Source organism: Saccharopolyspora indica (assembly GCF_027853965.1).
In the GTDB taxonomy this organism is placed as follows: domain Bacteria; phylum Actinomycetota; class Actinomycetes; order Mycobacteriales; family Pseudonocardiaceae; genus Saccharopolyspora; species Saccharopolyspora indica.
Window position 1 is genome coordinate 117,115 of sequence record NZ_JAQGLB010000017.1, and the last position, 13,673, is coordinate 130,787.

9 protein-coding genes are annotated in these 13,673 nt (G+C 70.0%); 4 read left to right on the forward strand and 5 right to left on the reverse strand.

Annotated features, from left to right (window positions below; all coding sequences use genetic code 11):
- Positions 1-10: 10 nt before the first annotated feature.
- Entirely contained in the window at positions 11-1,015 is a 1,005-nt protein-coding gene (locus OU416_RS29790) for an ABC transporter ATP-binding protein (RefSeq protein ID WP_270930427.1), read from the forward strand.
- Between the two features lie 195 nt (positions 1,016-1,210).
- Here OU416_RS29790 and OU416_RS29795 read toward each other — a convergent pair whose 3' ends face one another.
- From OU416_RS29795 to OU416_RS29805, 3 genes are all read right to left on the reverse strand, one after another.
- Positions 1,211-2,104, reverse strand: a complete 894-nt coding sequence (locus tag OU416_RS29795) for a S41 family peptidase (protein WP_270930361.1) — start codon at positions 2,102-2,104, stop codon at positions 1,211-1,213.
- Between the two features lie 110 nt (positions 2,105-2,214).
- Positions 2,215-3,813 carry a benzoylformate decarboxylase gene (mdlC, locus tag OU416_RS29800; RefSeq protein ID WP_270930362.1) on the reverse strand — a complete coding sequence of 533 codons (1,599 nt, stop codon included), beginning with the start codon at positions 3,811-3,813 and terminating at the stop codon, positions 2,215-2,217.
- A gap of 240 nt (positions 3,814-4,053) precedes the next feature.
- Complete coding sequence (locus OU416_RS29805) at positions 4,054-4,800, reverse strand: LppU/SCO3897 family protein (protein ID WP_270930363.1); 747 nt, start codon at positions 4,798-4,800, stop codon at positions 4,054-4,056.
- Between the two features lie 390 nt (positions 4,801-5,190).
- On the opposite strand from OU416_RS29805, the gene OU416_RS29810 reads away from it, so the two are divergent.
- From OU416_RS29810 to OU416_RS29820, 3 genes are all read left to right on the forward strand, one after another.
- Positions 5,191-9,957: an RHS repeat-associated core domain-containing protein gene (locus OU416_RS29810; RefSeq protein ID WP_270930364.1), complete on the forward strand. Its 4,767-nt coding sequence runs from the start codon at positions 5,191-5,193 to the stop codon at positions 9,955-9,957.
- Positions 9,958-10,120: 163 nt separating this feature from the next.
- Positions 10,121-11,782 carry a DNA repair helicase XPB gene (locus OU416_RS29815; protein ID WP_270930365.1) on the forward strand — a complete coding sequence of 554 codons (1,662 nt, stop codon included), beginning with the start codon at positions 10,121-10,123 and terminating at the stop codon, positions 11,780-11,782.
- 187 nt (positions 11,783-11,969) lie between these two features.
- On the forward strand, positions 11,970-12,563 hold the full coding sequence (locus OU416_RS29820; protein ID WP_270930366.1) for a suppressor of fused domain protein: 594 nt from the start codon (positions 11,970-11,972) through the stop codon (positions 12,561-12,563).
- A 2-nt stretch (positions 12,564-12,565) separates the two neighbouring features.
- On the opposite strand, the gene OU416_RS29825 is transcribed toward OU416_RS29820, so the two are convergent.
- Together OU416_RS29825 and OU416_RS29830 are read right to left on the reverse strand one after the other, a co-directional pair.
- Positions 12,566-12,781, reverse strand: a complete 216-nt coding sequence (locus OU416_RS29825; protein WP_270930367.1) for a DUF397 domain-containing protein — start codon at positions 12,779-12,781, stop codon at positions 12,566-12,568.
- Positions 12,778-13,632 carry a helix-turn-helix domain-containing protein gene (locus OU416_RS29830; protein ID WP_270930368.1) on the reverse strand — a complete coding sequence of 285 codons (855 nt, stop codon included), beginning with the start codon at positions 13,630-13,632 and terminating at the stop codon, positions 12,778-12,780. The genes OU416_RS29825 and OU416_RS29830 overlap by 4 nt, the downstream gene beginning before the upstream one ends.
- Positions 13,633-13,673 lie beyond the last annotated feature (41 nt).

The window sequence follows — 13,673 nt, forward strand, 5'->3', positions numbered from 1 at the left end:
AACCAAGACCATGCTGGAAGTCTCCGGGCTCGGCCACCGCTACGGGGGCGCGAACGGCCACCAGGCCATCGCCGACCTGACCTTCCAGGTGCGCACCGGTGAGCTGGCCTGCATCGTCGGCCCGTCCGGCTGCGGCAAGTCGACCATGCTGCGCTCCATCTCCGGGCTGATCAAGCCGACCAGCGGCAAGGTGGAGCTCAACGGCTCCCCGGTGAACGGCGTGCCCGAGGACCTGGCCGTGGTGTTCCAGGACTACAGCCGCTCGCTGTTCCCGTGGTTGTCGGTGCGCTCCAACGTGGAGTTCCCGCTGCGCTCGCGCGGCGTGAGCAAGGCCGAGCGGCGCGAGCGCGCCGACGAGGTCCTGGAGTGGGTGGGCCTGTCGGCGGCGGCGAAGAAGTACCCGTGGCAGCTCTCCGGCGGCATGCAGCAGCGGGTGTCCATCGCCCGCGCGCTGGCCTGCCGCCCGGCCCTGCTGCTGATGGACGAGCCGTTCGCCTCGGTGGACGCCCAGACCCGCTTCGAGCTGGAGGACCTGCTGCTGCGGGTGCGCAAGCAGTTCGACAGCACGGTCCTGCTGGTCACCCACGACATCGACGAGAGCATCTACCTGGCGGACCGGGTGTTCGTGCTGTCGAAGTCCCCGGCCAGCGTGGTGGCGGACCTGGAGATCCCGCTCGGCGACGAGCGCGACCAGATCACCACCCGCGAGTCGGAGACCTTCGTCCACCTCCGCAGCGAGGTGGCCCGCCTCCTCGACGTCCGCACCGCGGCGGCCAAGCCCGCCCCGGAGGCGGCGACGGCGAAGCCGGAGGCCGGGGCAGCGACGCCGCCGGAGGCGGAGTCGGCCGACGAGAAGCCCGCGGCGACGGCAGCCGACGCGGCGACGGAGTCCGATGTGGACGACCCGAAGCCCGACGCCGACGAGAAGTCCGCGGACGACGCGGAGAAGTCGACGGCGAAGCAGTGGGCGGAAGCGGAGCAGGCCGAAGCAGCCGAAACCGCCAAGCGCAACTGACCCGAGGTGAAGGGCACCTTTCGCCAACAAACTTGGCGAAAGGTGCCCTTCACGCTTTCCGCGACCGGGCTCACCACTCATCGAGTCTCGGCCGTCCTGCGCAGAAGAGCCCGTGAGTGCTTTGTGGGGTTATAGCACCACAAAGCGCTCACGGGCCCTGTGCAGGCGGAACCGTCGATCGGCTCTGCCGTGCGCCTATGCGTCGAGGTGCGTTCGCGCGGCTTTGAGGGCTGTGTCGAGGGCCTGGTCCGCTGGGACGGGTACGTCGGGGATCACGCCGACGCCCTCCCAGTTCGTGCCGGTGACGCTGTTGATGGTCCGGGCCGTCGGCACGGTCACGAGGATGTGTTCGGTGACCGGGTGGCGGGCCGTCGGGTGCGCGCCGCCTCGTGTCGTCTCGCCGATGAGCTCGGCTCGGCCGTGCGCCTGGAGGGTGTAGGCCACGTCCTCGCCTCCGGAGAACGTGATCGCGCTGGTCAGCACGTAGACCGGGCGGTCAGCGTAGCGCGGCGCCGGCAGGTGCGCGATCGTCCAGTACTGCCGCGTGGCGCCGGTGGAGCGCTCGTAGAAGTCGTTGAGGTGCACCTGGTCGTCGCGGAAGAAGTAGCTGCACCACATCGCAGCTCCCTCCGGGAGCCCGCCGCGGCATTCGCGGAGATCCAGGACGAGCGCGGAGCTGCCCGCGACCAGTTGCATCGCCGCGCCGATCGCGGCAGCGCCCTCGTCGGCGGAAGCGATGCGCCGGACGTCGATGAGCCCGATGTTGCCGTTCAACCGCTCGACGCGGCGAATCCCCTGGTTCTCGGCCCGGAGCAGCGCGAGGAACGCGGCCTGTCCCCCGTCCTCGTCGGCCGGTTCCAGGGACTGCGGCTCGTCCGACCAGAGCAGCCGAAGGTGCTTGTCCGGGCACGCTTCCTGGAGGTGCGCGGTCACCGCCTCGCACAGGGCAGGACCGTCCACATCGGCGTACTCGCCCGCGGCGAGACGGCGCCGGATCGCGCTGTCGATGTCCACGACCTTCTCCGGGAAGACGTACCCGGCCCCGATCCGGTCCAGAGCTCGCCCGACAACCTGTTCATTTGTCAGCACAGCAGGCCATGCTAGTTCGCCGACCGGCCGTTCAGCGCACAAAAGCCCGTGAGTGGTTTGTGGTGCTATAGCCCCACAAAACGCTCACGGGCCCGGTGCAGGCTGAACCGTCAGTACAGGTAGCGCTGGTTCGGGTCGACCTTGACGTGGAGGAGGGTCGGGCCCTGCTTGTCCGCCGCGAACTCCTCGGACAGGGCCGTCGCCAGCTCCTCCGGGGTTTCGACGAGCTTGGACGGGCAGCCGAGGCTGGTCGCCAGGGCCGTGAAGTCGATGCCGCCGAGCTCCACGCCGGGGAGCTTGTCGCCGCCCGCCGCCTCGCCCAGGACCGCCACCGCCGCGTAGCGGGAGTTGTCCATGATCACGAAGGTGACCGGGGCCTGCTCGCGGACCGCCGTCCAGACCGACTGGATGCCGTACATGCTGGAGCCGTCGCCCAGCAGCGCCACCGTGCGCCGCTTCGGGTCGGCCATCGCCACGCCGACCGCCGCGCAGATGCCGTAGCCGAGCGCGCCGGAGAAGCCGGTGAAGAAGCCGCCGTCGGTCGAGCGGATCGGGAAGTGCTCGTGCAGGTCGTTGCGGTGGCTGGGCGTCTCCTCCACCACCGCCGCGTCCGCGGGCAGCGCCTCGGAGATCGCGTCGAACACGTAGGCCGCGCTCAGCGGCGTGGCCGCGACCGGCTTCTCCGGCCGGGCGTAAGTCCGCGGCGCAGGGCGCTGCACGTCCTCGACCTGCGCGTTCACCTGCTGCACCGCGTGCGCCAGGGTGCTCAGCACGCCGCGGCCCTGGCGGGCTCGGGCCAGCACCTCCGGGTCGTCGTGCACCAGGAACATCTCCGGGAGCTCGACCTCGCTCTCGCCGCGGTACACGTGGTAGGTGAACGCCGGCGCGCCCCACACCACGACCAGGTCGTACTCGGCCAGTTCCGCGGTGAGCGCGCGCTGCTCGGGCTGCAGGAACCCGGCGAACTGCGGGTGGTCCTCCGGGAAGGAGCAGCGCGGCGACATGGGGGCCACCAGCACCGCGGCCTTCGACCTCTCGGCCAGCTGCACCATCTCGTCGACCACCTGGTCGCCGTCCACCGCGGGGCCGACCACGAACGCCGGGCGCTCGCAGCCGCGCAGCGCCTCGACCAGCTCGGACACCGCGGCCGGATCCGGCGCGAAGCCGGGGGTGCGCGGGCGGGCGGGCACCGGGACGCCGGGCTGGTCCCAGTCGTCGGCGGGGATGGACAGGAACACCGGGCCGTACGGCGGCGTGGTGGCCAGCTGGTAGGCGCGAACCAGCGCGGCGGGCACGTCTTCGGCGCGCGCGGGCTCGTAGCTCCACTTCACGTACGGCTGCGGGAAGTTCGGCGCGTCGGTGGCGCCGAGGAACGGTTCGCCGAACATCAGGCTGCGGGTCTGCTGGCCCGCGGTGATGATCATCGGCGTGCGGTTGCGGTAGGCGGTGAAGATCGCGCCGAGCGCGTGCCCCACCCCGCCCGCGGAGTGCAGGTTGACCAGCACCGGCTCGCGACGCGCCTGCGCGTAACCGTCGGCCATCGCGACCACCGCGGACTCCTGCAGGCCGAGCACGTACCGGAAGTCGTCCGGCCAGCCGGTCAGGAACGGCACCTCGGTCGTGCCCGGGTTCCCGAACACGGTGGTCAACCCGAGTTCCCGCATCAGGGTCCGGGTGATGTTACGGACCGTGCGGTCCTCGCTGCGCATCGCAAGCCTCCCTCATCATGCGAACAACCCCGCTCACCTGCGAGGTTGTCCCTGCAACGAGAACACATCAGCCCGGTCTGGACCAGATCGCGTTGGTCACTGGGCGGAATCGGGGAGGGCCGAGCTGGACTCTTTCCGCGCGGGGTGTCCGAAACCACCCGGTGGTTCCGCGCGGAACCACCGGGTGGGACGGAGGGAGGAGGTTCGGCTGCCCGGAAGGCGCAGCTCACGCCGAGGGGGTCAGGCGCCCTTGACGTCGTTGAAGCAGAAGGTCTTCTCCGCGAAGTTGTAGTAGCCGTCGCCCTCGCCGCAGACCTGCGCCGGTTCGCCGCGCGGGGCGACCCTGGTGATCTGGTCCTTCGCCTCGGAGCAGTCCAGCTTCAGCGGGATGCGGTTGCCCGATTCGTTGTACGGCGTGATGCAGTCGCCCGCCTCGACGTCGAGGACGATGCAGTAGGTCTTGCCGCCGGTGATGTTGCTGTAGTCGTCACCGCACACCGAGCGGTCGGTGCCGCTGGAGACCTTCACGACCTCGTAGTCGGACTCGGTCGACCCGCAGCTGGCGATGGTCATCTCGCCGCCGCTCTCGTCGGCCAGGTCGACGCAGTCGCCCTGGGTGACCGGGCCGGTGTCGACCCGGCTCTCGCTGGTCCGGCTCTGGGTGGGGTCACCGCCGGTGGGCAGCGTCGGGTTCGCCTGCGGGCGGCTGCTGACGTTGATGATCATCACGACCACCAGCGTGATCACGCCGATCACCGCGACGCCGGCGCCGATCAGACCGATGATGAGCCCGGTGGACTTCTTCTTCGGCGGCATCGGCGGCGGCTGGTTCCCGGCGACGTGGCGCCAGAAGTCGTCCGGTTCGTTCGGCGGCGGGTAACCACCGGTCGGATAGCCGCCGGTCGGGTACTGACCGCTGGGGTACTGCTGGTTCGAGTACGGCCCCGACTGCGATCCGTAAGGATCCGGCTGCTGTGGGTAGCTCACTGCTCCTCCGTATATTCGTTCACCCCGAGAAGGCTAACCGCCCGCCCGGACTTCGGTGCGCGAACTGGTGATATGGAAGCGTGCGCCACACCGGTCAGGAGCCTTCCCGATCAACAGCATGACCTGCCGTTCCGCCTCCGGGAAGCCCGGGGTGCCGGCATCGCGTTGGCCCGGCGTTGGCGGTCTCGGTGACCATGCGGGCAGGTGTGGCTGTGCACGGGGGCAGCGAGCCGGTCGACCCGGCCAGCGGGCGGCCCGGCGTTGGGATGCTCGGCAGCGGTGGCTGCCAGCGGTTTCGCGGTCCGGCAGGGGGCGTCCCGCCCGCGGTTCTCGCACGAGCGCGCTGGAAGGGCCTGGACGAAGCCGGTTTCCGGACATTGGGGTGTGGTCGTGGGTAATCCGCTGGTGGCGGAGCGCGAGGATTCGACGAAGTCGTTCAGCGGCGTGCCGATCCTGGAATCGATCGACGAGACGAAGAAGGCCATCGAGTCCGGCGACTGGGCGTCGGGCGTGATGGGTGCGGTGGGCACCGGCCTGGATGCGCTGGACATGGCGCTGGATCCGTTCGGGGCGATCCTGTCGGCCGGTGTCGGCTGGCTGATGGAGCACGTCGGCCCGTTGTCCGATGCGCTGGACGCCTTGACCGGTGATGCCGATCAGATCAAGGCCCACTCCGAGACGTGGAAGAACGTCGCCACCGAGCTCGGCGAGATCAACACCGAGATGGCCGGCATGGTCAGCAGCGACGTCGCGGACTGGACCGGCGAAGCCGCGGATTCCTACCGCAAGCGCAGCGAGGACACCGGAAAGCTCATCGAAGCGGCCAAGGCGGCGGCCGAGGGCGCCTCGGAAGGCGTCGGCACCGCGGGTGAGGTCGTGGCGGCGGTGCGCAGCCTGGTGCGCGACATCATCGCCGAGCTCGTCGGCAGCCTGATCTCCTGGGCGTTGCAGGTGCTGGCGACCTTGGGCATCGCGATGGCCTGGGTGGTTCCGCAGGTCATCGCGGCGGTGGCCAAGACGGTGGCCAAGATCGCCGACATCACCACGAAGCTGGTCAAGGCGATGAAGTCGCTGGGCAAGCTGATGAAGAAGCTCAAGGACGGCTTCGGCGACGCCAAGAAGGCGCTCGACAAGATCAAGAAGGACAAGGGCGGCTCCAACGACAAGCCCGACAGCCCCAAGCCGGACCGAGGCAAGGGCGACGGCAACGGCAAGAAGGACAACAACGACGACCCGGCGTCCACCCACTCGCAGGGCACCGGCGGAAACGGGTCGGGCGGCGGCAACGGCTCGTCCGACCGCTCCGGGGGCAACGGCGGTTCGCCGAACACCGACCGCTCGCTCGGCGGTGGCGGGTCACCGGGGCCGAATCCCCGCTCCCCGGGCGGAAATCCGCCACCCGCCCGGAGCAACCCCTCGGGCACCCGCAACCAGAACTCCAACCCGCGTTCGATGGACAAGTGCACCACCGTCGGCGACCCGATCGACGTGGCCACCGGCCAGATGATCATGAGCGCCACCGATGTCCGGTTCGAGAACGCCCTGCCGCTGGAGATCAACCGCAGCCACTTCTCCCGGTACCGGCTCGGCCGCTGGTTCGGCCGCAGCTGGATGTCCACACTGGACGAACGACTGGAGGTGGACGGCAGCGGGATCAGCTACGCCGCCGCCGACGGCACCCTCCAGCACTTCGCGCACCCGACCGCGGGCGAGTGGGTGACCAGCGTCGACGGCCCGGCGCGCTCGCTGGGCAGGCTGGACGACGGCGGATACCTGGTCAAGGACGCGGAGCGCGGCTGCGTGCTGCACTTCGCCCCGGGCACCGGATCCCGGCTGCTGGTCGCGATGTTCGACCGCAACCACAACCGGATCGACTTCGGCTACGACGAAACCGGTGCGCCGACGGAGATCCGGCACAGCACCGGATACCTGGTCCGGGTGGAGACCGCGAACGAGCGCGTCACGGCGCTGTTCTCGGTGGCCGCCGACGGCACCGAGGTCGAGCTGATGCGCTACGGCTACGCGGACGGCGCGCTGACCGAGCTGATCAACTCCTCCGGCCGGCCGCTGCGGTTCACCTACGACGCGGAAGGGCGCATCACCAGCTGGACCGACCGCAACGGCGAGTGGTACCGGTTCGGCTACGACGAGTCCGGGCGCTGCGTGCGCACCGAAGGCTCGGGCGGCTTCCTCAGCGGAGCGCTGGAGTACGACACCGAGAACCGGATCACCCGCTACACCGATTCCCTGGGACACCGCACCGAGTTCCACCTGAACGAAGCGGGCCAGGTCGTCAAGGAGGTGAACCCGCTCGGCGGCACCACCGAGTCCGAGTGGGACGCGGCCGACCGCCTGCTGCGCCGCACCGACCCGCTCGGCCGCACGACGCGCCACGAGTACGACGACGCGGGCCACCTCATCGCCACCACCCGCCCCGACGGCAGTGAACTGCGCTGGGAGCGCGACGAATTCGGGCTGCCGCTCGCGGCCACCGAAGCCGACGGTTCGGTCACCCGGTGCGAGTACGACGAGCTGGGCAACCTGATCGAGGAGACCGATCCCACCGGGGCGAGAACCACCTGCGCCTACGACGAACGGGGCGACCTGGCCTCGTTCACCGACGCGCTGGGCAACACCACCCGGATCGAGCGCGGGATCGGCGGCCTGCCCGTCACCATCACCGACCCGTCGGGTGCGGTCACCCGGTTCGACCGCGACCAGTTCGGCCGGGCCACCGCGATCACCGATGCGCAGGGCGACGTGCAGCGGTTCGGCTACACCGTGTCCGGGCAGGTCATCTGGCAGACCGACGCGGACGGCACCACGCAGCGGTGGGCCTACGACGGCGGCGACAACGAGCGCGCCTACACCGACGAGCTCGCGGCCACCACTCGCACCGAGGTCGCGAACTTCGACCTCGTCACGGTCCAGACCGGCCCCGACGGCAGCCTGCTGCGGTTGGCCTACGACACCGAGACGCGGCTGGTCGGCGTCACCAACGAGCAAGGGCTCGTCTGGCGGTACGACTACGACGCGGCGGGCAACCTGGTCCGGGAGGTCGACTTCAACGGGCACGAGACCCGGTACGTCCACGACGCGGCCGGTCAGCTCGTCGAGCGCACCGATGCCGCCGGAGAGGTGACCCGCTTCGCCTACGACGAGCTGGGCCGGGTGGTCGAGCGGCGCACCGGCTCCGCCGTCGCCCGCTTCACCTACGACGCCCAGGGCCACCTGCTGGAGGCGGTGAACGACGACAGCCGGGTGTCGTTCCAGCGCGACCGGCTCGGGCGCGTCACCGCCGAAACGGTCAACGGCCGCACCGTGACCTCGGTCTACGACGCACTGGGCCGAAGGGTCCTGCGGCGCACGCCCTCCGGGGCGGAGAGCTCCTGGGAGTACGACGCGAACAGCCGGCCGATCGCCCTGCACGCGGCGGGCCGGACGCTGCGCTTCGAGTACGACGCCCTCGGCCGCGAGGTCCGGCGCAGCCTGGGCGCGGGCATGTCGATCGAGCAGGCGTGGACGCACAACGAGCTCCTGCGGGCGCAGACCGTCAGCGACGCGGCAGGCCGGCGAAGCCAGCAGCGGTCCTTCTCCTACCGGGCCGACGGAATGCTGACCGGCGTCCAGGACCAGCTCACCGGGCCGCGGACGTTCGCCCTCGACCACGCCGGCCGCGTGCTGTCCGTGCAGGGTTCCGGCTGGACCGAGCAGTACGCCTACGACGCCGCGGGCAACCTCACCCGCGCTTCGTGGCCGACCGCCGCCGACCAGGACGCGCTCGGCGACCGGGCCTACACCGGGACCGTGGTGCGCGGCGCGGGCAGCGTCCGCGACGAGCACGACGCGCTGGGCCGCATGGTGCTGCGGCACCGCAAGCGCCTCTCGCAGAAGCCCGAGACCTGGCACTACTCCTGGGATTCCGGCAACCGCCTGGTCGGCGTGCGCACGCCCGACGGCGCGCACTGGCGCTACCGCTACGACGTGTTCGGGCGGCGGATCGCCAAGCAGCGCCTGGCCGCCGACGGCAGCGTCGCCGAGCAGGTCGACTTCACCTGGGACGACGACACGGTGATCGAGCAGGCCTGGTTCGAACCCGGCACCCCGGGCCGGGTCACGGTGTGGGACTACGGGCCCGACGGATTCCGCCCGCTGACCCAGCGCGAGCTGATCTCCCGCGCACCGCAGGAATGGGTGGACGACCGGTTCTACGCGATCGTCACCGACCTCGTCGGCACCCCGACCGAACTGGTCGACGAGCAGGGCGGGATCGCCTGGTTCCAGCGCACCAGCACGTGGGGCAACCCGGTCGACCGCGCCCGGGCAGGCGCCGACATCCCGCTGCGCTTCCCCGGCCAGTACTACGACGGCGAAACCGGGCTGCACTACAACTACCTCCGCTACTACGACCCGATCACGGCCCGCTACACCAGCTCCGACCCGCTCGGGCTGGCAGCGGGCCCGAACCACCGCGCCTACGTGCCCAACCCGAGCGGCTGGAGCGACCCGCTGGGGCTGAAGGGGAAGAAGGGTGGCGGCAACAAGGGCGGCGGGGGCGGCGGCAAGGGCCCGTGCGGCGGAGGCGGGGGCGGCGGCAACAACGGCGAGGGCCCGGTCGACAACAGGACACCCGAGCAGCGGGCCCGCGACGCCATCCCGAACATCGCCAAGAAGTTCGACGAGATGAACAAGCAGAAGGTGGACCACATCTTCAAGGGCGAGCTGAACAAGGACGGAAAGCCGACCGGGTTCCACGCCTACACCAACGGGCGGCCCCCGCAGAACGTCCAGATCCAGAAGACCACCGGCGACCCGTCGGACGTGCACAAGATCGACTACACCAACTCCGACGCCGCGAAGGACAAGAAGGGCAACCTGCCCGTCAAGACCAGCACGATGTACCCGAACACGATGACGCCGGACCAGATCAAGGCGTACAACGCGGCGGACAACCCCAACTCCGTCGGTGGTCACAAGATCTTCCAGGACAACCAGACCGGCCCCTCCGCGGTCAAGGACGTCATCGTCAAGGACGCCGGGTTGAAGGACCACCTCGACATCGCCCACCCCGGCGCGGGCAAGAAGGACGAAGGCACCTACTACCCGAAGATGCCCGACGACCCCGGCTCGTCCGGCAAGGGCAAGGGCCGCCGCTGACGATCGTCGCCCGGTCCCGGGACCACCGGGGCCGGGTGACGCGGGACGTCGCCCGCTCGCGGCAAGTACCCTCGTGGGTGTCGCGTGACCAGCGCACACGCCCCGCGGCGGGTGTGTCGGCGGGGTCACTGATCACCTGCGGACCCGAGGGAGCTGCGCACCCGTGACCGACGGACCCCTGATCGTCCAGTCCGACAAGACGCTTCTGCTCGAAGTCGACCACGCCCTCGCCGACGAGGCGCGCACCGCCATCGCTCCGTTCGCCGAGCTGGAGCGCGCGCCGGAGCACGTGCACACCTACCGCATCACGCCGCTGGCGCTGTGGAACGCGCGCGCCGCCGGGCACGACGCGGAGCAGGTGGTGGACGGGCTGGTGCGCTTCTCGCGCTACCCGGTGCCGCAGCCGCTGCTGGTCGACATCGTCGAGACGATGGGGCGCTTCGGGCGGTTGCAGCTGGTCAACGACCCGGCGCACGGGCTGGTGCTGAAGTCCTTCGACCGGGCCGTGCTCGAGGAGATCCTGCGGAACAAGAAGATCACCCCGATGCTGGGCCAGCGCATCGACGACGACACCGTCGTGGTGCACCCCAGCGAGCGCGGGCGGCTCAAGCAGATGCTGCTCAAGGTCAGCTGGCCCGCCGAGGACCTGGCCGGTTACGTCGACGGCGAGGCGCACCCGATCAAGCTGGAGCAGGACGGCTGGGTGCTGCGCGACTACCAGGCGCAGGCGGTGCAGTCGTTCTGGGCGGGCGGCTCGGGCGTCGTGGTGCTGCCCTGCGGTGCGGGCAAGACGCTGGTCGGCGCGGCGGCCATGGCCGAGGCGCAGGCGACCACGCTGATCCTGGTCACCAACACCGTCGCGGGCAGGCAGTGGAAGCGGGAGCTGATCGAGCGGACCTCGCTGACCGAGGAGGAGATCGGCGAGTACTCCGGCGAGAAGAAGGAGATCCGGCCGGTCACCATCGCCACCTACCAGGTGATCACCCGCCGTTCCAAGGGCGAGTACAAGCACCTGGAGCTGTTCGACTCCCGCGACTGGGGCCTGGTGGTCTACGACGAGGTGCACCTGCTGCCCGCGCCGGTGTTCCGGATGACCGCCGACCTGCAGTCCCGGCGGCGCCTCGGGCTGACCGCCACGCTGGTCCGCGAGGACGGCCGCGAGGGCGACGTGTTCTCGCTGATCGGCCCGAAGCGCTACGACGCCCCGTGGAAGGACATCGAGGCGCAGGGCTGGATCGCCCCGGCCGACTGCGTCGAGGTGCGGGTGACGCTGACCGACAACGAGCGCCTGGAGTACGCCACCGCCGAGGCCGAGGAGCGCTACAAGCTGTGCTCCACGGCGCGCACCAAGGCCCCGGTGGTCAAGGCGATCCTGGACCGGCACCCGGGCGAGCCGTCGCTGGTCATCGGCGCCTACCTGGACCAGCTGCACGACCTCGGCGCGGCGCTGGACGCGCCGATCGTGGAGGGCTCGACGAAGAACAAGGAGCGCGAGGCGCTGTTCGACGCCTTCCGCAACGGGGAGATCAACCGGCTGGTGGTCTCGAAGGTCGCGAACTTCTCCATCGACCTGCCGGAGGCCTCGGTGGCGGTGCAGGTGTCGGGCACCTTCGGGTCGCGGCAGGAGGAGGCGCAGCGGCTCGGCAGGCTGCTGCGGCCGAAGGCCGACGGCAAGCAGGCGCACTTCTACTCGGTGGTCTCGCGGGACACGCTGGACACCGACTACGCGGCGCACCGGCAGCGGTTCCTGGCCGAGCAGGGCTACGCGTACCGGATCGTCGACGCCGACGACCTGCTCGGTCCCCCGATCCCGGACGTCGGGTGACGACAATTCCGGGACCTACCCGATCAGCTGTCACCCAAAAGTGTCCACGCTGGGCCTGGCAGCCGCTACGGTTGCGGTGGACGCACGCGAGCTGACCAGGCACGTCGGTCCGGATGGCGCGCATGACGGAAGGCCTGGAGGAAGACGGCTGCGGGCGCGCACCGCAGGCAGGGACACTGGAGATCGGATGACCACCGAGCACGAACGCACCGCCCTCGGCGGCGCGCACCGGTTCGTCGGGCTCGCGGAGAACCTCGAACGCCACGCCGGGACGCCGACCGCGGCCGAACCCCCGAACGTGCACGGCACCAACCGCGGCTACGGGCTGGTCTTCTTCAACCTGGAGAAGTACCACCTGACCACGGTGATCAGCAGCGGGCTGCGGTTCCAGCCGCTGGGCGCCGAACCGGCCCAGGAACTGGCCTGCACGGTCTACAAGGAGCAGGCCGAGGCCGCGCGGCACCTGGTCGACCTCACCGCCGAGGTGCTGGTGCAGCAGCGCACCTTCCTGGTGCCCGACCAGATCGTGCCGAACGAGCAGCCGCTGCTGCCGGGCACCGAGTTCCACGGCGTGCTGGCCAGCGGTCACCCGATGTTCGCGCCGGAGTTCACCAGGTTCACCGACCCGGACGGCGTCGAGCAGCTCCAGGTGTTCACCCTGCTCCCGGTGACCCTCGGCGAGCTGAACTACATCCTCGACAACGGCGTGACGGCCCTGCGCCAGCAGTGGGCCCGCTTCGAGGTCGACGTCTTCGACCTCGGCCGCCCCAGCGTCGCCTGAAGTCAGCCCGAGAACCGCCCGGCCCGGATCGCGCCCAGGAACCCACCGAAGGCCGAGGAGCTGAACACCAGCGCCGGACCGTCAGGATCCTTCGAATCCCGAATGGCCGTGGCGGCGGATAAGCACGCGACCTCGACGCAGTTGTTCGCCCCGTTCTGGCTCCGACTGCTCTTGCGCCATGTCACGGGAAGCTCGGACGCGCGCACCACTTCGATCACTCCAGAAAATCAGACTCAGACCTGGCTCGTTCGAGCAGCTTGAGCGACTCAGCCTCAGACAGCGCCGCCCGATGCGCTCGATCGAACGCCAGCGTATAGAGCTCCGTGTGCGGCGGTCCATCAAAGAAGTCGGAGTCGGTCAGTGCTTCGACGTACGCGAAGGTCACCACAGGATCGCCGAGGTGGAGCAGCGTGAACGAAGTGCCGAGCGCCATGTGAGCGCCTGCCGCGAACGGCAGGATGTGGATTTCGAAGTTGGACCTGGCCGCCAGCGCGCAGAGGTAGTCGATCTGTCCTCGCCTGACCGCAGGGCCGCCCGCCACACGACGCAAGATCGACTCGCTCAGAACGACGGTGACTCGGGGCGCATCCGATCCGGCGAATCTCTCCTGCCGCTCAGCTCGGCGGGCGACCGCGCGATCGATTTCGCGCGGCACCAGTGCACCACCTTCCTGAAGGATGGCGCGTGCGTAGTCCTCGGTTTGAAGAAGACCTGGCAACAGCTCTTCCGCATAGAACTTCAGGTGTGACGCTGCGGATTCGAGTGCGACGTAGGTCTGAGCCCAGTCCGCGACGAACGCGGGGCCGACATCGCGCTTACGCGCTTCCTTGCCGAGAGCGACGACTCGTTCGCGCTCCGGCGCGCTCAGGCCGTAGAGGTCCAGCAGCGCGTTGAGCTCCAGCGGGGCGAGCTTCCGCTTTCCGGACTCCATGAGCCCGACCTTCTGGACGTAGCTCCAGCCGAGCGCCTCCGCGACCTCGCCGACTTCCAAACCCGCGCGCTCGCGGTACGTCCGCAGGAGTGCACCGAGTTCGATCCGTCGCGCCAACGGCGGAGGCGGATTCGCCATCGTCTCGTCCTCTCAAGATCGGGCTGGTCAGGCACCGAACT